Raw genomic sequence first — 22631 nt, 5'->3', positions numbered from 1 at the left:
GAGGGTACACTATGCGGCTTCGCGGATGTTGTCATCCGCTTTCGCTATTCCGCCAATGTCTTACGCTGCCTGCTTGCCCCAGTTCGCACCGCCGGCATCCGTGAGCAGGAAGGCTTCACCACAGGCTTTCGCCAAAGTGCGGACGCGCAGGATATAGCTTTGGCGTTCGGTGACAGAGATCACGCCGCGCGCATCGAGCAGATTGAAGACGTGGCTGGCCTTGATGCACTGGTCGTAAGCCGGGAAGACACATTTGTGCAGGAGCTGATTGGCATTGTCGCCCGGCGCACCGGCGGCGAGCAGCGCCTGACATTCCTTCTCGGCGTCGATGAAATGGCGGTGCAGCATTTCCGTGTTGGCATATTCGAAGTTATGCCGGGAGTATTCCTGCTCGGCTTGCAGGAAGACATCGCCATAGGTGATCTTCTCGTCGCCTTCGAGACCATTGAAATTCAGGTCATAGACGCTGTCGACGCCCTGGACGTAAGTGGCAAGACGCTCGAGACCATAGGTCAGCTCGCCGGCAACCGGCGCGCATTCGATGCCGCAGATCTGCTGGAAGTATGTGAACTGAGACACTTCCATGCCGTCGCACCAGCATTCCCAGCCGAGACCCCAGGCACCGAGCGTCGGGCTCTCCCAATCGTCTTCCACGAAGCGGATATCATGCAGAAGCGGATCGAGACCGATCGCCGCCAGCGAGCCGAGATAGAGCTCCTGCAGGTTCGGCGGATTGGGCTTCAGGATGACCTGATACTGGTAATAGTGCTGCATACGGTTGGGATTTTCGCCGTAGCGGCCATCGGAGGGACGGCGCGACGGCTGCACATAGGCAGCCTTCCACGGCTTCGGACCGAGGGCGCGCAAGGTGGTCGCCGGATGAAACGTGCCGGCGCCGACTTCCATGTCGTAGGGCTGCAGAACCGCACAACCCTTGTCGGCCCAATAATTGTGCAGCGTCAGGATCAACGCCTGGAACGAGCGCTTCGGATTCATGTTATCGGGCGGGGTCGCGGTCATGGAGATCAGCTACTATCTGCTTGGTGTACGTTGGCGCGACAGGTGCCACGATGGAAGACAAGGGTCAAGAGATGACGTATCGATCGGAAGTTTGCGTCCGAATGATTTCGGTTTCGCTATCATTCATCTTCCCGCTTCACCCGATACTCGCCCGTCTTCGGGTCCTTCACCAGCGTTCCGATGGCGCCCGTGCGCCGTTCGCTTTCGGCGCGGCGTGATTTCTCGGTGAGTTTTCGGGCGTCGCGCAGGAAGCGTCGATAAAGAAGCCAAATACCGCCGACAGCAACGATGAAGAAGATGATCTGCGGCATCACGCAGCGCTCCCGATTACAATCCGTACCGCCCCCACAATGCCTTTTCCTCTGCCACCTCTGCAAGTCCGGAGGCAAGGCCGGCGCCGATGCCGTCCATGCCTGAAAGGGAAATGCCCGGCGCGCGACGGCCGAAGAGGCTGCGCGGCGTGGTGACCAGCTCGAGCTTGATCTTGTCGCCGAAACGCTTCTTCAGCTCCTGGCGCATATCACCGAGCCCGTCGATGAGGCCGAGTTCCAGACCGCGACCGCCGGTCCAGAAGAGGCCGGAGAATACGACCTCATCCGCCGCCAGCTTACTTGCCCGGCGTTCGCGCACCATGTCGATGAAGACCTTGTGGATCTCCAATTGCAGGCTCTTCAGATACTCGATGTCCTTTTCCTTCTCCGGCTGGAACGGATCGAGGATCACCTTGTTTTCGCCGGCTGTATAGACGCGGCGCTCGACACCGAGTTTCTTCAAAAGCTCCGGAAAACCGAAGCCGCCGGAGACGACGCCGATGGAACCGACGATCGAGGTGGCATCGGCAATGATCTCATCGCCGGCGAGCGCGATCATATAGCCGCCGGATGCCGCCACATCCTCGACGAAAACCAGCACCTTCTTCTCTTTCTCGCGGGCAAGATCGCGGATGCGGTTATAGATCATCCGCGATTGCACCGGCGAACCGCCGGGAGAATTGATGACGAGCGCGACGGCCGGGGCTGCCTTCATGCCGAAGGCCTTTTCCAGCGCCTGAGACACGCCCGCAAGATTGAGCGATTGCCGGAGGGGACCGCCGCCGGAGGCGATGACACCACTCAGCCGGACGACGGGAATGACCACCTTTTCCTTGCGAAACCGCTTCGGAAGCATGCGCCTAAAAAATCCAGCCATTCGTCGTCCCTGATTCATGATGTTTGCTGCAGGTGATGTATGCATGGAAACGGCAAACGCAACATCCATCATTGCATTTCGCGCCCGGTTCCTGGCTGGCCACCATGTTTTTTGCCGATCAGCAGAAGGGCAGAGGAAGAGAGTACGGGCTTTCGCTGCAAGAACGGCAGCCGGGAAAAACATTTCTCCGTGTCCGTCAAGATTGGGCGCCACTCCCTCTACATTAGTCGATCAAAAAAATAGATTTATGGGACTGTGATCAGGAGTTCCGTATGTCCGGCCAGGCTGCCAACGTCATCGATTTCCAAGCTTATCGCGATGCCCGCGCCAAAAGTGCGCCGACGCAGCAGGTTCCCGTTTCCGCATGGCCCGCGCAGCCTTTCCTGATGTGGATTCCTTTCATGGGTTTCGTCCCGGTGATGCCGCTTGGTAATCCAAGCTATGGCGCTTGAATCGGTCGAACCCCTGCATGTGGTCTCAAGAGTCGAGACAGTCGACGAAATCTCGGCATTGACCGGCCAGAATCTTCGCCGGTTGCGCACGCGCCGCGGCTATTCGCTGGATCGGCTGGCAAAAATCTCCGGCGTCAGCCGCGCCATGCTTGGTCAGATCGAAACTGGCAAAAGCAGCCCGACGATCAGCATCCTCTGGAAGATTGCCGCAGCGCTGGATGTCCCCTGCGGCTTCCTGATCGCTGAGCCGAACGACACCACCTCGCTGCAGGTGCTGACCCACGCCAAGACGAAGGTCCTGTCCGCCTCCGAAGGCAAATTCCAGACGCGGGCGCTCTTTCCCTATGAAAGCGAACGCAAGGTCGAATTTTACGAGCTGCGCATCGCGCCCTATCACACGGAGACCGCCGAGGCGCATCATCATGGCACGATCGAGAATCTTGTCGTCTCGCGCGGCACGGTGGAAATCGTCGCGGGCAAACACCCGCCGCAGCTCCTTGGCGAAGGCGACGCCGCAATCTTCGACGCCGATGTCGCCCATAGCTACCGCAATATGACCAGCAGCGAAGCCGTGCTTTATCTTGTCACCACCTATGTCGAGGAAGTCCGGGGCTAAGGCAGCGGGGCCAAGATGCCAGCGAATAAAAAGAGGCCGCCCTTGCGGGCGGCCGGAGGCAGATGGAGGTCTGCTTGTTATTCCGGGTTGCGACCGGATGAATCAGGCCGCTTCCATCGTGCAGCACATCATCATGTTGCCGCACATCATCATCATCGGCATGCCGGATGACATCATGGACATTATGCGCTTGCAGCATTCCATGAACATGTCCTTGTCCATGCCTTCCATCGGCATCATCTCGCAAACCATGCCCTTCGGCGTCATTTTGCACGTCATCTTGCTCATCATCATCTGCATCATGGGCATCATCATGCCATTCATCATCGGCATCTGGCCCATCATCGGCATGCCGCCCATCATGGGGTTCATCATCGGCATCATCATACCGTTCATCATCGGGTTCATCATGCCACCCATCATCGGATTCATCATCGGCATCATGTTCATGGCGGGGTTCATATCGGTCATCTCCGGTGCTCAGCCGCGTTTCGGCTCTCGATGTGAGTTTGGATAGAAGAACCAAAAATAGCGTTCAATATAAAAAATTGTTCCAATTATCTTTCCTCCAACAGAATGGAGATGCATCCGCCGCCATATGAAACAATCGTCACTATCGCGGATTTTTCTCCGCTATTACGGATTGCAGGAATGCCACAGCCGAGGCGAATGCGAGCGGGAATGGTTTTTCCTGTTGCGAATGAATTGCATTATCATTCTAAACCGCATACCTCTCGCAGTATCGAAGCCTGCGGAAGCCCTATGGATCTTATGAAACCCAAGCCCGATGCCGGCTGGCGCCATGACCGACAAGAGGCCACTCTTTCCGATGTCTATCGCTCGGTCGAAACCGCCAAGGGTGGCTCGGTGCTGCGTCGCGTCGCGGCCTTCGCAGGTCCGGGCTATCTTGTCGCGGTCGGCTATATGGACCCCGGCAACTGGGCGACCTCGCTCGCCGGCGGATCGAAATTCGGCTATGCCCTGCTGACCGTCGCATTGCTGTCCAACATCATGGCCGTTGTGCTGCAGGCGCTCTGTGCGCGTCTCGCAATCGCCACCGGCCGCGATCTGGCTCAAGCCTGCCGGGACGCCTATCCGCGCTACGTCTCAGTGCCGCTGTGGGCAATGGCGGAGATTGCCATCATCGCGACTGATATCGCAGAAGTCGTCGGCACCGCCATCGGCCTCAATCTCGTTTTCGGCCTGCCGCTCGAACTCGGCGTGCTGGTCACCGCCTTCGACGTGTTTCTCATTCTTTTCCTTCAGCGGCTGGGCTTTCGCTGGGTAGAGGCGCTGATCATCACCCTGCTCGGCGTCATCGCCTTCTGTTTCGGCATCCAGCTCTTCCTTGCCGATCCCAATTGGGGCGAGGTCATCAAGGGCTTCTTCCCGACGACCGAGATCGTCCGGGATCCGAACATGCTCTATCTCGCGCTCGGCATCCTCGGCGCGACGGTCATGCCGCACAATCTCTATCTGCATTCCGGCATTGTGCAGACGCGTGCCTTCGGCCATACGCTGCCGGAAAAGAAAGAGGCGCTGACCTATGCCACGATCGATTCGACCGTTGCACTAACCTTCGCCCTGCTCATCAACGCTTCCATCCTCATTCTCGCCGGCGCGGCGTTTCACGCGCATGGCCACACCGATGTCGTGGAACTCGCTCAGGCGGAATCGCTGCTGGCTCCGCTTCTCGGCCTGGCGATCGCGCCGACACTGTTCGGGATCGCGCTTCTCTGTTGCGGCCTCAACTCCACGGTGACGGCAACGCTTGCCGGGCAGATCGTCATGGAAGGTTTTCTGCGGCTCAAGGTGAAACCGTGGCTGCGCCGCATCGTGACGCGCGGACTGGCGATCGCTCCGGCCGGGGTCGTCACCATATGGTACGGCGATTCCGGTACGGCGGATCTGCTGATCTTGACCCAGGTCGTGCTCAGCCTGCAACTTTCCTTTGCCGTCTTCCCGTTGGTCATGTTCACCGCCGACAAGACCAAAATGGGCGATCTCGTCGCGCCGCGCTGGCTAAGCACCGTCGCCTATATCATCGCCTTCGCCATCGCGGTCCTGAACGTCAAGCTGATCTTCGATGCGTTCCAAGGCATGGCCTGATTTCCGACGACCTGGTCGAAAACCGCGTCATGCTTGCGGGACGGCACACTACTTTCGGGAATAGGCGGCGCGGCCATTGTTGAGGTCGTCGACGAAGTCGGAGAATTTGTGCGTCCCCTCGCCATGCATGATCAGCGGCGCCCGCAGCGCCAGCCGCGCCCGTGAGCCCTTGATCGCCGTCACCAGGATGCGAACGGCGTTTTCACCGTCCCGCGGATGGATGGGCGTGATCTCGATACCGCCGAACCGACGGCCGCAAGCGGCGATGATCTCGCCGATCGATTGTGGCCGGGCGATCAACGACAGTTGACCGCCGGGAATCATGATCGCGCCTGCCGTTCGCACCCATCTTTCGAACAGGCCATCGGTCATGGCATGCGCCTGCGCTTTCAACGCATCCGGTGTCAGCCTGTCGCTGGCATCGTTGAAGGGCGGGTTCATAATGACATGATGGAAGCTGTCATCGATCAGGCCGGCGTCGTTGCGGGCCTTCGCGGTCAGGGTCACATCGGCCTCGACAACAGCGACACGGCCGGCGAAGCGGGCATTTTCCGAAAGCGCCAGGCTCTTGCGGGCGAACTCGGCCATTTCCGGCGAGCGCTCGAACAGCACCACCTCCGCCCGTTCAAGCCGGGAGGCCACGGCCATGCCGGCTGCGCCCGCCCCCGCACCGAGATCGGCCACCCTTATGCTGCGGTCATCGGCCACGAGAGCAGCGAGCAACATGGCGTCCATGCCGGAGCGATGGCCCCTGCCCTTCGGCTGGACGATATGGAACCCGCCGCGATGGAAGGCGTCGATGGTTTCGGAAAGGTCATCGGCCATGACGAACCTCAGCCGCGCGCTGGGCGCAGCTCGTCGCCGAGGCCGGCATCGATGAGAATACGCCGGGCCTGATCGGCGCGCTCATCCTCGACCATGAAACGACGGGGCAGCATGCCGAGCGAGCCCTCGAGAACACTCATGGCCTGATCCGCGACGAAGCAATGAATCCCGGCGTCCTTCATCAGGCTCTCGGCGAAGGAGAGTAAAACGGGATCATTGGTGCGTATCAGCTCGTGCATAAGCCTTGGGTTTCCTGTCAAATTTGCGAGACGAGACAAATCGCCTCTTGCCGCCTCTTTCGCCCCTTCTTATTGTGCTTTGCAGAAAATGAACAGGAGTCCGGATCGTTGGGCGTCGTGATACCGCTTGAAGAAAGCAAGAATAAACTGGCCTCCATCAAGCCATTGGTGGACCTGACCAAGGCGGATATGGAACGCGTCAACCAGCTCATCCTGTCGAAAGCCGGCTCCGATGTGCAGATGATCCCCGAAGTTGCCGAGCACCTGATCTCTTCCGGCGGCAAGCGCCTGCGGCCGATGCTGACCATCGCCTCGGCCGCGCTCTATGGCTACCAGGGCGACAATCACATCAAGCTCGCCACCTCAGTCGAATTCCTGCACACGGCGACATTGTTGCACGATGACGTGGTGGACGAAAGCGATCTGCGCCGCGGCAAGTCCACCGCCCGCATGATCTGGGGCAACCAGGCAAGCGTCCTTGTCGGTGATTTCCTGCTCGGCCAGGCTTTCCGCATGATGGTCGAGGTCGGCTCGCTCGATGCTCTCGACGTCCTGTCCTCGGCTGCCTGCGTCATCGCCGAAGGCGAAGTGCTGCAGCTCTCCGTTTCCAAGAACATGGAAACGACGGAAGACGATTATCTCTCCGTCATCCGCGCCAAGACGGCGGCGCTGTTTGCCGCCGCCGCCGAAGTCGGACCGATCGTCGCCAATGCCGGCAAGGCCGAGCGCAATGCGCTGAAGTCCTACGGCACCAATCTCGGCCTCGCCTTCCAACTGGTCGACGACGCGCTGGACTACGGCGGCAAGGCCGCCGATCTCGGCAAGAATGTCGGCGACGATTTCCGCGAGGGCAAGATCACGCTTCCCGTCATTCTCGCCTATCGCCGCGGCACCGAAAAAGAGCGCTCTTTCTGGCGCGACGCGATCGAGACCGGCAACAACAGCGACGAGAACCTGGAAAAGGCGTTGGGTCTGATCACCAAATATGGTGCGCTCACCGACACCATCGCCCGTGCCGTTCATTACGGCACCATCGCCCGCGACGCACTGGCGCCGCTACCGGAAACGCCGTGGAAATCCGCGCTCATGGAAGTGATCGATTTCTGCATCGAACGCGTGAACTAATCGCCGCCGGCCGAATTTCTTGCAGGAGCGCTTCAAAAAAGCCATCCTGTTGTGAATCAATTGACACGAACGCGTGCCGCCGGCGCTCTCACCGGCAAATCCCTTGATGAAAGGCTTACTAATGCGGCAGAGACTTGCCATTCGTTTCCTCTCGGGCGCAGCCCTGGCGGCGATCCTCTCGATGGCCGCGTTGAACAGCGCGCGCGCGGTGGATGCCCCGGCAACGCCGGAGGCCAGCGCCCCGGTGACCTTCGATGCGGAAAATGTCGATACCTTCGCAGGCGCCTTCCTTGCTGCCCGTACCGCCGATGTAGACCATGACTATGAGACCGCGATTTCGCTTTATAAAAAGGCGCTGATGATCGAACCGGGCAACCCGGAGATCCGCCAGCGGCTGATGATCTCTTTGCTGCTCAACGGCAATCTCGAAGAGGGTGTGAAGTACGCCAACGAGCTGAAGAACGATCCCTCGGTCGAACGCGTCACCACGATCGTACGCGGCATGGACGCCATCCGCCGGCATGACTACAAGGCCGCGCAGGACATTCTCAAATATGACGGCCCGAACGATCTCGACCGCATGATGGCCGGTCTTCTGCTGGCCTGGGCCCGCGCCGGTTCCAACCATGGCAAGGAAGCGATTGCCATGATCGACAAGATGAAGGGGCCGGATTGGTTCAACATCTTCAAGAATTACCATGCCGGTGCCATTGCCATTACCATTGGCGATACGAAGTCCGCCCGCTCGCACCTGAACGACGCCATTCTCGACAAGGCGGGCGGCGCCACGGCCCCCGACACATTCATGCGCGCCGTGATGGCGCTTGCAGCGCTTGAAGCCAAAGCCGGCGACAAGCAGAAGGCGTTGGATGCCGTTTCGGTCGGCGACAACCTCATCAACAATTACGCGCCACTGAACGCGCTGCGCGACAGCATCAACAAGGGCCAAACGCCGGACCAGCAAGTGACCGACAGCACGCAGGGTGCAGCCTCGGTTCTCTTTACCGTCGGCGCGGCGCTCAACCGCGACGGCGCCGAAGATGTCGTTTCGCTTTATCTACAGATCGCCAATACGCTCGATCCCAAGAGTGCCGACACGCTGGTTCTGCTTGGCGGACTTGCGGAGAAGCAGGAGCAGATGGACCGCGCCATCTCCTTCTACAAGAAGGTGCCTAATACCTCGCCGATGGCCCGCATCTCCGAGCTGCAGCTCGGCCTTGCACTCGCCCAGTCCGGCAAGGTCGACGATGCGCGCAAGCATTTGAAGGCGCTGATCGATTCCGACCCCAACGATATCCGCAGCTACCTCGCCTATGGCAGCGTTCTCTCGGACGCCAAGGACTTCCAGGGCATGGCGGATAATTACGACAAGGCCGCGGAAGTCATCGGCGCCGTGCCGAATCGCGGCGACTGGGCCGTGTTCTTCCAGCGCGGCATCGCCTATGAGCGGCTGAAGAAGTGGGACAAGGCCGAGCCGAATTTCAAGAAGGCGCTGGAGCTGAACCCCGACCAGCCGCAGGTTCTGAACTATCTCGGCTACTCCTGGGTCGATATGAACATGAACCTCGACCAGGGTCTGAACATGATCAAGAAGGCTGTCGATCTGAAGCCGGATGACGGCTACATCGTCGATTCGCTCGGCTGGGCCTATTTCCGCCTCAACCGCTTCGACGATGCCGTGAACGAGCTGGAGCGTGCCGCGCAGTTGAAGGCCGGCGATCCCACGATCAACGACCACCTGGGCGATGCCTATTGGCGCGTCAACCGCAAGCTGGAGGCGGTTTATCAGTGGAACCGCGCTCTGGCCTCCAAGCCCGAGGACGTGGATATTCCGAGGATCAAGGAGAAGATCGCCAACGGTCTGCCGGCGCTCGACAACGATCCAAGGACGGTCGACAAGACCAAGCAGCCTGATCCGGCTCCGGCGGTCACCCCGTCGCCCGATACGACAACGCCGCCGCCAGCCGATAAGAAGTCCTAAGACGTTCGATGACGGTGATCTTTGCGGCTGACGATTTCGACGTCACGGAAGAGGCGCCCGCCAAAATCAATCTGGCCCTGCATGTGACGGGCCGGCGGGCCGATGGGTATCATCTGCTCGACATGCTCGTTACTTTTGCGCGGCATGGCGATTGTTTAGGTTTTCGCGCAAGCGAGCGTGACGAATTCAGCCTGTCCGGGCGCTTCTCCCCTCTTCTTACCGATGGGGATGCCGGCGGCAATCTGGTGCTGAAGGCACGCGATCTGCTGCGGCAGGCGGCTCGTGCCGCGGGTTTCGAAGCGCCGCCCGTCCACATCCATCTCGAAAAGAACCTTCCCGTCGCCTCCGGCATCGGCGGTGGCTCGGCGGATGCGGCGGCGACCCTGCGTGGGCTGATGCGGCTCTGGGGGCTCGCCTTGCCTTCCGATGAGGTGACGGCGATTGCACTGAAGCTCGGCGCCGATGTGCCAATGTGCCTGGCCAGCCGCCCGCTGATCGCACGCGGCATCGGCGAAGTGATCGAACTTCTGCCGGACTTTCCATCTTTTGCTATGGTGCTCGGCAATCCCCTCGTCGGCGTTTCGACGCCGGAGGTGTTTCGCATGCTGGCCCGAAAGGACAATCCGCCATTCGTACTCCCCTTGCAGGCAACAAATGGCCGCATGCAATGGATCGAGACCATTGAGGGGTTGCGCAACGATCTGGAGCCGCCGGCACGAATGCTCTGCAACGAAATCGCCACGCTCTCGCAATTGATCGAGAGCCAAGGGGCGCTCGCCACACGCATGTCCGGCTCAGGCGCCACCTGCTTCGGCCTGTTCGATAACCTCGAGCGGGCGACAGCGGCGGCGGCATCGCTTCACAGCTTAAGGCCGGACTGGTATTTCCAGGCGACGGAAACGATCAAGGGAGGCGCGTGATGACCGGTTCAAGTGAAGCAAGGTCCTTCATCCCCGTCGGCATCGCGGTGCTGACCGTTTCCGATACGCGCACGCTCGCCGACGACAAGTCCGGCGATACGCTGGTTGCCCGTATCGCGGAAGCCGGTCATAGGTTGGCTGCGCGCGCCATCGTTCCCGACGACAAGAAGCGTATTCGAAGCCAGGTGGAGGCCTGGACGCAGGACGAAACCATCGACGTCGTCATCACCACCGGCGGCACCGGCTTTACCGGCCGCGATGTCACGCCCGAAGCGCTGGAGCCCTTGTTCGAAAAGCGGATGGACGGGTTTTCCGAGGTGTTCCATCGCATCTCCTACGACAAGATCGGCACGGCGACGATCCAGTCGCGTGCAACCGGCGGCGTTGCCAACGCCACCTTCATCTTCGTGCTGCCGGGCTCCCCTGGCGCCTGCAAGGATGCCTGGGACGGCATTTTAAAGGCGCAACTCGACTACCGCCATATGCCCTGCAATTTCGTGGAGATCATGCCGCGGCTCGATGAACATCTAAAGCGCGGTGCCGGCTCAAAATAAGCTGGCGCTTTATGCCTTCGATCCAGGCAAGGCAGGAATTGATTCCCAATTCTGACCCGTGAGGATCACGCAGCTTCGGCCGGAGACACCGGTGATCATCATTGTCCAACTGCCGCTTTCAGCAGCGAAGACCTCGATAATATTCCTCGGATCGAGCTGACCAATGGCCGAGAGCTTTTCGGAATAGTGCGCTCCCAGGAAAGCGACCATATCGGCGCGTTCAGCGCATGCGAACATCGCTTGCGAAGCTGCAGTACTCGGATGAAGGATTGCCGTTGCCACAAGGGCCGTTCCGATGAGGCGGCAGAGCATCGTGCGTCCCATGACGCACCTCCTTTCGCCGGAAATCCGGCGGAAGAGGAGAGTTCCGCTGACCTGCTCTGCCGCATACCGGCATCTTCATGGTCGGCCGCCTGACGCGACACGCGAGACGTGCCGCCATATGAAAATTATGACAGAAATTCTCTTATTTTCAAATGGAATCTGGATTGATTACAATGCGCTACCGTGCCGCGCGTGCGACCCAAGAGGGAATCAGCTCGCTCGACAGTTTGCGGCTCTTTTGCCCCCTGGCGAATTCGGCAAGCCGCATGCCCGTTTTGGCGGCGGCGATGGCCTGTCGCTTGGAGAGGAGCAAACCCAGTTCCAGAGGCGGCAGGCTGCGGCCGATGCGCTGCAGCAAAGGCCGTCGATAACCCCGCGACGCGGTGAAGCGCGCCGGCACCTTATTCAGCGAGACATATTCGGCAATCTCATCGATCCAGCCGGCTTGCGGGCGGGCGCCGGGCTCGACGAAAAGCAGCCATTCGCCGCGCGCCGAATGCAGTATGTCTCTGATATCCCACTGCGAATAGAAACGGCAGCCGGCAGCGTCGGCCACATGCGAGGTGCCATCACGCGAGCCATGATCGAGCACGACGACGTCGCACACCAAACCTTCGATCGCGCCCGCTACCAGGGCCGCCAATGTCTGCGCCAGCTCAGGTTCTTGATCCTGGCATTCGATGATTACTGTCAACATTGCCCATTTATAAAGCGCCGCACAATTTATTGCCAGCACATAACCCTTTAAACCCGAAGGTTTAGACAAGGCTTATGTGCAGGTTCACAATGCCACCGGGACCTCTGCTCGTCGGCATGTACACGCTGCGCGGCGGAGCGTAATCGCGCATTTTGTTCTTGCAATGTTCTCGTTTGTCGGATAGGAATTTAATCATCTTAGACGCGGCATGCGATGCCATGAACCGCCCCGGAGTTACCGATGAACGAGCAGTCCCTTGCAGGGCAGGTCGCATTTGCGCCTGCCAATACGGCAGATGTTGCCAATGCTTTGATCGCCGACACCGGTCTCAGAGTCGAGATCGACCGCCGGCGCGGTCGCGGCGCCGGGCTGAACCCGAGCGGCCGATTCGAACCGCTGCGACGTGAGACATTCGATGACGGCTGGCAAACACTCGAAGAACTGCCGCCTTTCAAAACCGAAGTCCAGGTGGAGAAGCCGCGTACGGCAATCACACGCAACGAATCGCCCGATATATCCTTCGATCGTTCCATCAATCCCTATCGTGGCTGCGAGCATGGCTGCATCTATTGTTTCGCACGGCCGACGCATGCCTATATGGGCCTGTCGGCGGGACTCGATTTCGAATCAAAGCTCTTCGCCAAGCCGGACGCGGCGCGGCTTCTGGAACGGGAGCTGGCCAAGCCCGGCTACAAGCCGCGCGTCATCGCCATCGGCACCAATACCGACCCCTATCAGCCGATCGAGAAGGAATGGCGCATCATGCGGCAGATTCTCGAAGTGCTGAACAAGGCAAACCATCCGGTTGCGATCGTCACCAAGTCAGCGCTGATCATGCGCGATATCGATATTCTCCAAGAGATGGCCGCCAAGAACCTGGTTCGGGTCGGTATTTCCGTGACCACGCTCGACCGCAAGCTGGCGCGCACCATGGAACCGCGCGCGGCGACGCCGCAGCGGCGGCTGGAGGCGATCCGGGTGCTCAGCGAGGCCGGTATCCAGACGGCAGTCATGGTGGCGCCGATCATTCCGGCGCTCAACGACCACGAAATCGAGCGCATCCTCGACGCCAGCAAGGCCGCCGGCGCCCTGGAAGCAACCTATGTCATCCTGCGCCTGCCGCTGGAGGTCAGCCCGCTCTTCCGCGACTGGCTGCTGCAGAACTATCCGGATCGCTACCGCCATGTCATGTCGCTGATCCGCTCCATGCGCGGCGGCAAGGATTACGATGCCGAGTTCGGCAAACGCATGAAGGGCGCAGGCCCCTATGCCTGGCAGATCAGCCGCCGTTTCGAAATGGCAACCAAGCGGCTGGAGCTCACCCGCCGCAGTATCGCATTGCGAGACGACCTGTTTGTGCCGCCGGATGGCAGCGGCGTGCAGCTTTCGCTGCTCTGAGCGGTTCAGCTTTCGCGGAATCTTAGAACCGCTCTATCTTTTTGTTTTTTCGCAATTCCGGACGGAAAGCGGCTCACGCACTTTTCCCGGAATTGCTCTGACCCTTTCCCGCGGGTTTCCCTACCCGTCGGAAGAGCCCCCTGGTTCGCCGCCTTGATCCACCGGGGGCTTGCAGGAGATCGGATGGTGTGCGAGCTTGCCGCATGCCACGCAGCACACCATCCGATTCTCCCATGCTTTTCGACGAGGGCCCGATCGTTCCAACCTTCGAGTTGGAGCTGATTGCCCGCCGCGCTGGACACTGGCCTGTCGCAGGTGCCGATGAAGCCGGGCGCGGGCCTCTTGCAGGTCCAGTCGTCGCGGCCGCAGTCATTCTCGATCCGGAACGCATTCCCGAGGGATTGAACGATTCCAAGCAGCTTTCGGCCATCAGGCGCGAGGCGCTGTTTGTCGAAATCCTCTCGACCGCGACCGTCTCCATTGCTTCTTCGAGTGCGGCCCGTATCGATATCACTGATATTCGCAAGGCGAGCCTTGATGCCATGCGTCGTGCCATATGCAGCCTGGCCATACCGGCAAGCTACGTCCTGACGGATGGGCTGGACGTGCCTGGCGGCCTCGCTTGCCCGGGAAAAGCCGTGGTCAAGGGCGATGCCCTCTCCTTTTCCATTGCCGCAGCCTCGATCGTCGCCAAGGTGACGCGCGACCGGATGATGGCCCGCGCCGGAGATGTCTTCCCCGCATACGGCTTTGCCGCCCATGTCGGCTACGGGACGCCTGAGCACCGCGCCGGCATCGAGAAGCACGGCCCCTGCTCGCTACATCGCATGAGTTTCCGGCCGCTCCGACGCGATGAGGCCTGACGCCAGCTCTCCTTATCCTGCAAGGCCGGCTGTAATCTCGCTTCGGTGCTCGCTGATATAGGCAACATCGCGCCGATAGATATCAGCATGGCCCTCTTCAATGTTGCGGCGATATCTATCCACACCATTGGCCGCCTCGCTTTCCATGAAGCCGACCAAGGCATTCAGACGGTCGATGATCATCCCCGGCAATGCCGATCGTTGCTCCGAGTGCAAGCCGTAGGCATCAAGGAAACTGCGAGCGCGGAGGATTTGCGTATCGAGCCCGCTGAGAACCTTGACCTCGACGCCAGCGGACAGAGGCGCCCAGCGATAGATGGCGTAAGCGAGATCCCAGCAACGCGGGCCGGGATGGGCCGTCTCGAAGTCGATGATGCCCGTCGCCTCGCTGCCGGTAAGAACAACATTATAGGGCGCGAAATCGCCATGGCAGATCACCTCGAACGGCGGCCGCGGCGACAATTGCCATTTCTGGTCCTCCAGCATCGGCCGCATCAACAGAGCGGTGCAATCGTGATAGCGCCGCAGCAGGCGCGCCGCGGACCGCAGAGCTTCCATCGACCTCATATTCTCATTGTCGTCCAAGTCACCCGTCTCACCTGGGAGAAAGCTCACTCTTTCCCACGCCGCGTCATATCCGGCTGATAATGGCGCATTGGCAAAGCCATGGGTGTGAAGTGTGGTGAGAAGGGCGTGAACACTCGCTGTCCAAGGACGAGTCCGCCGATAGATGAGATCACCCTGGCGAAATGGTCCCTCGCCGCTCTCCCCGTTCGGTATCACCATTTCTCCCCCTAAAACGAGGTCGAAATCTAATTTAGATCCGGAGCTATCGTCAAATGTCACCGTCGCCGAGCGATACCTTTAAAAACAAAAAGCCCAGCCGAAGCCGGGCTTTTCCAAAGATCGATTGCTTGCGCGCTCAGTTCAACCGCGACTTCACTTCGCCAACGGCGTTGCTGAAGAGTTCGGATTGAACCTGGCCGTCGGCCTTCTTGGCGAGCACGGATTCAGCAGCAGCGATGGCCAGATCGACGGCGGCGGAACGGACCGCCTTCATCGCATCGGCTTCCGCCTGCTTGATCTTCTGCTCGGAAAGCGCCGTACGGTTGGCGACGAATTCCTCCGTCTTCTTGCGAGCTTCCGTCGTCAGCATTTCAGCTTCGCGTTCGGCGGCCGCAACGATATGGGCTGCCTCGGCTTCGGCTTCCTTCCGCTTGCGCTGGTATTCAGCCAGAAGATGCTGGGCTTCTTCACGCAGGCGCTTGGCTTCAGCCAGATCGTTACGGATCTGATCGGCGCGGTCGTCCAGCGACTTGGCCATCATGCCCGGCACCTTCAGATAGACGATGAGGCCGAGGAAGATGATGAGAGCGACGAATGCAAAGAAAGTTTCGTCGAGACCGAATTCCATGGATCAACCCTCCCGCTTGGCGGATGCTTCGGCGACAGCCGAAGCGACGTCTGCCTGGCCGGCGACGTTGCCGACGAGCTGCTCGACAACGGCAGCGGCCGTTTCTTCAGCAATGGCGCCGACATCGCCGAAGGCTTTCGCCTTGATCTCGCTGATACGGACCTCAGCGGCCTTCAGCTTTTCCGAAAGGCTTGCTTCGATCGCCTTGCGATCTTCCTCAGCCTTTGCCTTGGCGGCGTCGCGGGCGGTGGCGCCGATCGAATTTGCCTTGGCGCGCGCTGCGGCCAATTCGCTTTCGTAGGTCGCAACGGCAGCATCGGCTTCGGCCTTCAGACGCGAGGCTTCGTCGATATCCTGGGCGATGCGATCGTGCCGGCTTTCCAGAATGCCGCCGACGCGCGGAATAACGATCTTCTGCATGGCCACGTAGAAGATGACGAAGGTGATCACCAGCCAAAGGAGCTGTGACGGATACGTCGTATGGTCAAACGGCGGGAATACGCCTGCGTGATGGCCCTGATCGGGCGCACCCGTCTCCGTATGCACCGCGCCGGCTGCCGGCGGTGCTTCTTCAGCATATGCCGGGGTCACAAACATGCTCACCTCCAGGTGGTCTGCAAATACAAAGAATCACGGCCCGCTGTCCCGCGAACCGTGATCTATCATGCCGTTGATATCAGACGGCGAAGAGCAGGAGGAGAGCGATGAGCAGCGAGAAGATGCCCAGAGCTTCCGTAACGGCGAAGCCGAATACCAGACGGCCGAACTGGCTGTCAGCGGCAGACGGATTGCGAAGTGCGCCGGACAGGTAGCTGCCGAAGATGTTGCCGAGGCCGAGAGCCGTACCGGCCATACCAAAGCAAGCCAGACCTGCGCCGATGAACTTTGCTGCTTCCGCTTCCATGTTGAACTCCTTTGAAATGGTTGTTGCGGCGAATGACTGACGCCCTGCAGACGTCAATGTCGGTAATCCTTAGTGGCCACCCGGATGGATTGCGTCATTGAGGTACATGCAAGTCAGCACCGCAAAGACGTAAGCCTGGAGGAAGGCGACGAGGAACTCGAGACCGGTCAGGGCGACGGTCATGATCAGGGGAAGAATGGCGCCGCCGATGCCAAGCGCACCAAGGGCTCCGAGCGAGGCAACGAAGCCTGCGAACACCTTAAGCGTGATATGGCCTGCCAGCATGTTGGCGAAAAGACGAACAGAGAGTGAAATGGGCCGCGACAGGAAGGAGATGATTTCGATGATCACCACCAGCGGCAGAAGAATGCCGGGAACGCCCTGCGGCACGAAGAGCTTGAAAAAGCCGAAGCCATGCTTGATGACGCCGTAGAGAATGACCGTCAGGATGACCAGAAGCGCCAGTGCAAACGTGACGATGATTTGGCTGGTGACGGTGAAGAAATAGGGAACCATGCCAAGCAGGTTCGCCGTCAGCACGAACATGAAGAGTGAGAAGACCAGCGGGAAGAACTTCATCCCCTTGGTTCCCGCCCCTTCTTTCAGCATCGAGGCGATGAACTCATAAGACATCTCCGCCACCGACTGGGCGCGGCTCGGAATGACGCTGCGATGCGAGGTGGCGAAATAGAGGAAGCCGGCAGAGATAACTGCCGAGGCAACCATGAACAGCGAAGCATTGGTGAACGAAAAATCAATTCCGCCGATATCGATCGGGATAATCTTGAAGATCAGGAACTGATGGGTAGGTCCGTTTGCCACCGCTTGTTCTCTTTCATTTTCCCGCTCGTCAAAGCGGATGCCTCTCACCAGGAAACTGCACCGTAGCGCCGCTTCCGCCTCATTTCTTATCTAGCCCGTGCTTTTCAAGCATCGGTGTCGCCACCTTGCCTGCAGAGCGCAGAACATTCAGAACGCCGGCACAAAATCCGAGAAGCAGAAGAATAATCATGCCCCACGGCGTCGTGCCGACAAAACGGTCGAAGAAATAGCCCAGAACAGCGCCAACGATGATGGCAGCGATGAATTCACTAGAAAGCTTCATCGCCTCGGCATAGCCTTTGCGGCTCTCCTCGGCGCGAACCTCCCCTCGTTCATCCTCTCCCAACGCAGAACGCTTGCTCGCCAGCTCGGCTTCCAATTGCTCTCGTCGCTTTTCCAGACCTTCGTCGCGGTCATCCACCATGGTGATGTCCTCCCATTTTCGTTGCGCGCTATCCCATTACCCCGGTCAACGCATAAACGAACGGCAGGTTTCGCCACCTTTTCGGCCCGTTTGAAGTCGCGCGCAACATAGTTTTAGGAAAAAGCATAGTCAAGGCGTAGACGTCATCTGTCCAGCCATAAATTAGCCGAATTAAATCATAATCTTAGGGCGAATATGCGATGCCGGCGTAAAACTGAGCCGAAGAATCCTCTTCAGGCCGGGTTTTTCTGTGGCCTTTTTATCGCTCACTGGGCCGGATCAGTCCCGCCGCGCAATCGACCGTCAGCTCCAGCCGCCGCCATAGGTCCGATAGAAGATGTGCATGCCGATGCGGCCGACTTTCACCATCTCGGCCGCCCATTTCGGCCGGACGTAGACGGCGTGATAGTGCGTGGCGGAACCGACTTCCGGCAGCCAGATTTTGCCAGCGGTCACCGCCATGGCGACCTGGCGGGCGACCTTCCAATGTTCGGGCGAATTGACCCGATCCTTGACGTTGTCGCAGGCAAAGGAGAACTGGCATGCATTACGCCAATCGTCGTTCTGATAGACGACGCCGCAAATGGTTTTCGGATAGGCTGGATTGCGGACGCGGTTGAGGATGACCTGCGCGACGGCCGCCTGTCCCTTCACCGATTCCCCACGCGCTTCAAAATAGATGCCGGTGGCAAGGCATTGCTGTTCGTCCGAGGAAAAGACCGAGGGCGGCAGAACATTCGCGGCCCAGGCGTGATCCTGAGGACCGATCTGCGGTACGAAACGGCCTGCGTTGTCCTGATCCTTGGCAAGAATCGAATCAAAGGGCGAGACACGGGCGTAGTCCGGTGGCGGCGACGCATAGGCGGCAGCGAGCACATCGGCATCCTGGCTTGTTACCAGGCTCGCAAGATAGGACGGCACGCTATGGTCCGGCTTCGGCGGCTCCTTTCGATAGAAGGCCGTCGCGATCTGAATTTCCTTGCCGCCGATCTTCGGCTTCAGGAAAGCGGTCTTGTCCTTGGTATCCAGTTCCGGGCGCAACAGCATGCTTTCACGCTGCAGCACGGAACCAGCGGAAAAATCCTTCGGGGGCTGCATCGGCGCGACGGCGACTATCCTGCCCTTCTTGTCCTGGCGATTGATGCGGTCTTCGTCCGGCCTGGGATCGCTGCCCTTTTCTTCCGACCGGAACGCAACGCGGCGGCCATCGGGCAGGACGAGACCGGCGTCGCCAATGGCAGCAGCGGTCGAGGCGTCGCCGAAGGCAAGCTCGGCCTGATGAGTCGAACCTGCCGGTGAATTGGTAATGACCATCCGCCAGTTGCTGCTCCCCCTGTCGATGCCCGCCAGCAGACCGGCAAGATCGGCATAGGCCGCCGTCGACGGAAAGATCAGCCATGCGCAAAGCCCGAAGACGGCTGGCGAAGTCCAGTTTTTCGGCACGAGGCCATACTTGCGGGGGACACGACTCGGACGAGACAATACCGGACTCCAAACGGCACTCGGGATAGGAGCCGAAATAATCTCGCATTAACCTTGATGGATGGTTAATTCTGGCCGCCGCTCGGTACGGCATCTATTCATGAACCTACAAGCAAAAGGCCCCGCGGATATCCACGGGGCCTTCGATGCAAGCAAGCTGACTGACCCGCGTCAGATGATGACGTGCGAGCCCAATTCGACGACACGGTTGGCCGGCAGGCGGAAATAATCCGAGGGGTCGGTCGCGGCATTGGCGAGGGCGATGTAGAGCCGGTCCTGCCAATGCGGCATGCCCGATTTGGCGTCCGGAACCAGTTTGCGGCGGCCGAGATAGAAGGAGGTCGACATAATATCGAACTTCAGTCCGGTCTTGCGCAGGGTCGCCAGCGCCTGCGAAACATTTTGCGATTCCATGAAGCCGAAGCGCAGTTCGACGCGCGAGAAGCGGTCGGAGACTTTCTCGACCGAGTAGCGGTCCTCCTGTACGACACGCGGCTTGTTGATCGTCCGGATCGTCAGGATGACGTTCTTGTCGTGCAGAACGTGATTGTGCTTCAGATTGTGCAGCAGCGCCGCCGGTGCCGATTCCGGATCGCTGGTGAGGAAGATCGCCGTTCCCGGGACATGCGCCGGCGAGTGGTCGCTCTTGCGCTCGATCGAGCTGACGAAGGACGACAACGGAATATCCGTATGCCGCGTCTTCTCCATCAGAATCGCCGTACCGCGGCGCCAGGTCCACATGATCACTGTGAAGGCGGTCGCGATCAGCACCGGAACATAGCCGCCGTCGTGAATCTTCAAAAGGTTGGCGCCCAGGAAGACGAATTCCAGCAACAGCAGCGGCGCCAGCACGCCCACCGCCATTGGCAGCGTCCAGTTCCAGCGAACACGCACGAATTCGAAGGCCATGATCGAGGTGACGACCATCGCACCGGTCACCGAGATGCCGTAGGCCGTCGCCAGCGCATCCGAGGTCTTGAAGCTCAACACCAGGAAGATGACGCCGAAGAACAGCACGGTGTTAACCGACGGCAGGAAAATCTGGCCAGTATTGGTCTCGGAGGTGATGAGGATTTCCATGCGCGGCAGGAAGCCGAGGTGAATGGCCTGCCGCGTGAGCGAGAAGGCGCCGGTGATGACAGCCTGACTGGCGATGATCGTCGCCAGGGTGGCGAGAATGACCACTGGCAGGATCGCCCAATGCGGATACATCAAGAAGAACGGGTCGGACATGGCGAGCGGCTGGCGCAGCACCAAGGCACCCTGCCCCAGATAATTCAGCGTCAATGACGGAAACACCAGGGCAAACCAGGCCCATTGGATCGGACGGCGGCCGAAATGCCCTAGATCGGCGTAAAGTGCCTCCGCGCCGGTGACGGTCAGGAAGACCGCGCCAAGCACGACGACACCGAGAAAACCCTCGTTGATCAGGAAGTTGATCGCATACCAGGGGTTCAAAGCGGCCAGAATGCCGAAATCATCCGAGATATGCATGATGCCGACAGCGCCCATGACGATGAACCAGAGGGCCGTGATCGGGCCGAAGAAGCGCGCGACCGCGCCGGTGCCATGCGACTGGATCGCGAAGAGCAACGCCAGGATCGCGACCGAGATCGGCACGATGTAGTCCGCCAGCCTTGGCGTCACCAATTTCAGACCTTCGACAGCCGAAAGAACCGACAGCGCCGGCGTGATCATTGCGTCGCCAAGGAAGAGCGCCGCCCCCAGCAGGCCCAACAGCATCAGAACGGCGGTGTGGCCATTCGCCGTCTTCATCAGCAGCGCCAAGAGCGACAGCGTGCCGCCTTCGCCATCATTGTCCGCTCGCAGCAGAAAAAGGACATATTTGATGGTGACGATGATGGTGAGCGCCCAGAACATCAGCGAAACGAGGCTGATGACTTCGCCGCGCGTCAGGCCATCGGCGGCTACCGGTTTCAGCGCCTCGCGAAAGGCGTAAAGCGGGCTCGTACCGATATCACCATAGACTACGCCAACCGACCCCAAGGCGAGGTAGAAGAGTTTGCGTGGATTCATTTTCCCGTCGGGAGAATGATGGGTTTCGTCAGACATTCAGGATCACTAGACTCTCAGAGCCAGCCTTTCCAGCGAAAAAAGAAAAATGGAACGACGGCAGACACCACCATCAAAAACAATGATGCCGGATACCCATAGGCAAAATGCAACTCCGGTATGAACTCGAAGTTCATGCCGTAGACCGAGGCAACAAGCGTCGGCGGCAAGAAGACTACGGAGGCAATCGAGAAAATCTTGATGATGGCGTTCTGCTCGATATTGATCAGGCCGAGCGATGCATCCAGCAGGAAGGTAATGTTACCGGCGACGAAGGACGCATGTTCGGATAGAGATTGCACATCCCGCGAGACATTGCGGCACAATTCCTTGGCCTCTCGGTCCTGCTGCATGGCGGGGATGGTTTGGAGGAAGGTCAAAACCCGCGACAATGAACTCAGGCTGTCGCGCACCTTGCTGACCGCGCGGTGATAGCCTGCAATGTCTTTCAGCTTCTCTTCCAGATAGTTCGACGGACGACGGATTTTTTTCACACGGTCGCCGAACACATGCACTGACAATATATCGATGCTGGAAACCGTCTGTTCAAGGACCTCGGCCGTGCGGTCGACAATGGTTTCCAGAAGTTTCGCCAGAAGCGCGACACCGGTGCGCCGCTCCTGCGGAATGCGCTGCAGCGCTGCAATGAACAGTGCAAAGGATTTCGGCCGCGCGTAGCGGATGGTGATGAGGCGATGACCCGTCAAAATGAAAGCGACATCGGTCAGCGTCGGCAGGTTGGTATCGGCCTTCCACAGCAGCGAAGCCGTCAGGAAAACCGCGCCATCGTCGACATAGAGCCTGCTTGAGGGCTCTATGTCCTTCATATCCTCGCGCGTCGGCACCTCGAGCCCCAGCAGGCGCTCGATGTTCGTCTCTTCTTCACGCGACGGTTCGACCATATCGATCCAGATGGCGTTGTCCGGCAATTGGGCAACGGTCGAAAGATCTGCCAATTCGAAGGACTTGCAATCGGAGCAATAGGCCGTGATCAACGGATCGTCCTCGGCACACAGGCAAAGCTATAACCACGGCGCCTTGTGCGCTCTCGCCGCAATTTTGCCGATGGCCCTTGAAAAAAATTCATAAAACTCCGGCCGTATCCCGCCGGTCCGGCCGGGAATGCGTGTCCATGCTCCATTGCGCTGCTGTACCAATCCTTCGTCCGTCATGACAAAGCCGATTGCTCAGGCGAGACGAA

At 59.6% G+C, this 22631-nt stretch carries 26 protein-coding genes; 9 read left to right on the top strand and 17 right to left on the bottom strand.

From position 1 onward, the window contains the following. Window positions 1-60 precede the first annotated feature (60 nt). The 3 genes from QA648_RS02230 to QA648_RS02220 form a co-directional block, all read right to left on the bottom strand. Window positions 61-1020, bottom strand: a complete 960-nt coding sequence (locus QA648_RS02230; protein WP_104822174.1) for a glycine--tRNA ligase subunit alpha — start codon at window positions 1018-1020, stop codon at window positions 61-63. Window positions 1021-1139: 119 nt separating this feature from the next. Next, complete coding sequence (locus QA648_RS02225; RefSeq protein ID WP_104822173.1) at window positions 1140-1331, bottom strand: hypothetical protein; 192 nt, start codon at window positions 1329-1331, stop codon at window positions 1140-1142. Between the two features lie 16 nt (window positions 1332-1347). Further along, window positions 1348-2208 (bottom strand): S49 family peptidase, encoded by an 861-nt coding sequence (locus QA648_RS02220; protein WP_283049397.1) that lies wholly within the window; start codon window positions 2206-2208, stop codon window positions 1348-1350. Between the two features lie 272 nt (window positions 2209-2480). Here QA648_RS02220 and QA648_RS02215 point away from each other — a divergent pair, with 272 nt between their 5' ends. Then, window positions 2481-2660: a hypothetical protein gene (locus QA648_RS02215; RefSeq protein WP_283049395.1), complete on the top strand. Its 180-nt coding sequence runs from the start codon at window positions 2481-2483 to the stop codon at window positions 2658-2660. Continuing rightward, on the top strand, window positions 2650-3276 hold the full coding sequence (locus tag QA648_RS02210; RefSeq protein WP_283049393.1) for an XRE family transcriptional regulator: 627 nt from the start codon (window positions 2650-2652) through the stop codon (window positions 3274-3276). Before QA648_RS02215 ends, QA648_RS02210 begins: the two co-directional genes overlap by 11 nt. Window positions 3277-3378: 102 nt before the next feature. Here QA648_RS02210 and QA648_RS02205 read toward each other — a convergent pair whose 3' ends face one another. After that, window positions 3379-3747 (bottom strand): hypothetical protein, encoded by a 369-nt coding sequence (locus QA648_RS02205; protein ID WP_283049391.1) that lies wholly within the window; start codon window positions 3745-3747, stop codon window positions 3379-3381. A gap of 291 nt (window positions 3748-4038) precedes the next feature. On the opposite strand from QA648_RS02205, the gene QA648_RS02200 reads away from it, so the two are divergent. Beyond that, a complete protein-coding gene (locus QA648_RS02200; protein ID WP_283049389.1) occupies window positions 4039-5385 on the top strand; it encodes an Nramp family divalent metal transporter in 1347 nt (448 codons plus the stop codon). 48 nt (window positions 5386-5433) lie between these two features. Here the strand turns inward: QA648_RS02200 and QA648_RS02195 are convergent, their stop codons facing one another. Together QA648_RS02195 and QA648_RS02190 are read right to left on the bottom strand one after the other, a co-directional pair. After that, window positions 5434-6210, bottom strand: a complete 777-nt coding sequence (locus tag QA648_RS02195) for a methyltransferase (RefSeq protein WP_104822167.1) — start codon at window positions 6208-6210, stop codon at window positions 5434-5436. A gap of 8 nt (window positions 6211-6218) precedes the next feature. Continuing rightward, window positions 6219-6449, bottom strand: coding sequence for a DUF2007 domain-containing protein (locus tag QA648_RS02190; RefSeq protein WP_104822166.1), 231 nt, complete (start codon window positions 6447-6449; stop codon window positions 6219-6221). A 108-nt stretch (window positions 6450-6557) separates the two neighbouring features. Between QA648_RS02190 and QA648_RS02185 the strand changes: the two genes are divergently transcribed. The 4 genes from QA648_RS02185 (at window position 6558) to moaB (ending at window position 11029) form a co-directional block, all read left to right on the top strand. Continuing rightward, window positions 6558-7574 carry a polyprenyl synthetase family protein gene (locus QA648_RS02185; RefSeq protein ID WP_283049386.1) on the top strand — a complete coding sequence of 339 codons (1017 nt, stop codon included), beginning with the start codon at window positions 6558-6560 and terminating at the stop codon, window positions 7572-7574. A gap of 121 nt (window positions 7575-7695) precedes the next feature. Then, window positions 7696-9555 (top strand): tetratricopeptide repeat protein, encoded by a 1860-nt coding sequence (locus QA648_RS02180; protein WP_283049385.1) that lies wholly within the window; start codon window positions 7696-7698, stop codon window positions 9553-9555. A gap of 8 nt (window positions 9556-9563) precedes the next feature. After that, window positions 9564-10475 carry a 4-(cytidine 5'-diphospho)-2-C-methyl-D-erythritol kinase gene (locus tag QA648_RS02175; protein WP_283049383.1) on the top strand — a complete coding sequence of 304 codons (912 nt, stop codon included), beginning with the start codon at window positions 9564-9566 and terminating at the stop codon, window positions 10473-10475. After that, window positions 10475-11029, top strand: coding sequence for a molybdenum cofactor biosynthesis protein B (moaB, locus tag QA648_RS02170; RefSeq protein ID WP_104822163.1), 555 nt, complete (start codon window positions 10475-10477; stop codon window positions 11027-11029). Before QA648_RS02175 ends, moaB begins: the two co-directional genes overlap by 1 nt. A gap of 9 nt (window positions 11030-11038) precedes the next feature. Here the strand turns inward: moaB and QA648_RS02165 are convergent, their stop codons facing one another. After that, a complete protein-coding gene (locus QA648_RS02165; RefSeq protein ID WP_283049381.1) occupies window positions 11039-11353 on the bottom strand; it encodes a hypothetical protein in 315 nt (104 codons plus the stop codon). 178 nt (window positions 11354-11531) lie between these two features. Then, on the bottom strand, window positions 11532-12050 hold the full coding sequence (locus QA648_RS02160; RefSeq protein WP_283049379.1) for a glycosyl transferase: 519 nt from the start codon (window positions 12048-12050) through the stop codon (window positions 11532-11534). Window positions 12051-12290: 240 nt separating this feature from the next. On the opposite strand from QA648_RS02160, the gene QA648_RS02155 reads away from it, so the two are divergent. Beyond that, entirely contained in the window at window positions 12291-13448 is a 1158-nt protein-coding gene (locus QA648_RS02155; RefSeq protein WP_104822160.1) for a PA0069 family radical SAM protein, read from the top strand. Window positions 13449-13651: 203 nt separating this feature from the next. Then, complete coding sequence (locus QA648_RS02150) at window positions 13652-14311, top strand: ribonuclease HII (protein WP_283049376.1); 660 nt, start codon at window positions 13652-13654, stop codon at window positions 14309-14311. A 12-nt stretch (window positions 14312-14323) separates the two neighbouring features. Here the strand turns inward: QA648_RS02150 and QA648_RS02145 are convergent, their stop codons facing one another. From QA648_RS02145 to QA648_RS02105, 9 genes are all read right to left on the bottom strand, one after another. Then, window positions 14324-14869 carry a phosphotransferase gene (locus QA648_RS02145; protein ID WP_283049374.1) on the bottom strand — a complete coding sequence of 182 codons (546 nt, stop codon included), beginning with the start codon at window positions 14867-14869 and terminating at the stop codon, window positions 14324-14326. A 364-nt stretch (window positions 14870-15233) separates the two neighbouring features. Continuing rightward, entirely contained in the window at window positions 15234-15725 is a 492-nt protein-coding gene (locus tag QA648_RS02140; protein ID WP_283049373.1) for a F0F1 ATP synthase subunit B, read from the bottom strand. A gap of 3 nt (window positions 15726-15728) precedes the next feature. Further along, complete coding sequence (locus tag QA648_RS02135; RefSeq protein ID WP_104822156.1) at window positions 15729-16322, bottom strand: F0F1 ATP synthase subunit B; 594 nt, start codon at window positions 16320-16322, stop codon at window positions 15729-15731. Between the two features lie 79 nt (window positions 16323-16401). Then, window positions 16402-16629 (bottom strand): F0F1 ATP synthase subunit C, encoded by a 228-nt coding sequence (locus tag QA648_RS02130; RefSeq protein WP_028750571.1) that lies wholly within the window; start codon window positions 16627-16629, stop codon window positions 16402-16404. Window positions 16630-16698: 69 nt separating this feature from the next. After that, a complete protein-coding gene (locus QA648_RS02125) occupies window positions 16699-17451 on the bottom strand; it encodes a F0F1 ATP synthase subunit A (RefSeq protein ID WP_104822155.1) in 753 nt (250 codons plus the stop codon). Between the two features lie 79 nt (window positions 17452-17530). Continuing rightward, complete coding sequence (locus QA648_RS02120; RefSeq protein ID WP_283049371.1) at window positions 17531-17875, bottom strand: AtpZ/AtpI family protein; 345 nt, start codon at window positions 17873-17875, stop codon at window positions 17531-17533. 303 nt (window positions 17876-18178) lie between these two features. Further along, a complete protein-coding gene (locus tag QA648_RS02115) occupies window positions 18179-19357 on the bottom strand; it encodes a cell wall hydrolase (protein ID WP_283049369.1) in 1179 nt (392 codons plus the stop codon). A gap of 171 nt (window positions 19358-19528) precedes the next feature. Continuing rightward, window positions 19529-21430, bottom strand: a complete 1902-nt coding sequence (locus QA648_RS02110) for a potassium transporter Kup (RefSeq protein ID WP_104822152.1) — start codon at window positions 21428-21430, stop codon at window positions 19529-19531. Window positions 21431-21447: 17 nt separating this feature from the next. Then, window positions 21448-22425, bottom strand: a complete 978-nt coding sequence (locus QA648_RS02105; protein WP_283049368.1) for a magnesium transporter CorA family protein — start codon at window positions 22423-22425, stop codon at window positions 21448-21450. Window positions 22426-22631: the final 206 nt, after the last annotated feature.

This window comes from Rhizobium sp. CB3171 (genome assembly GCF_029714265.1).
GTDB lineage: Bacteria > Pseudomonadota > Alphaproteobacteria > Rhizobiales > Rhizobiaceae > Rhizobium.
Note: the sequence above shows the minus strand (reverse complement) of the source record. Positions and strands in the feature narration are given on the sequence as shown.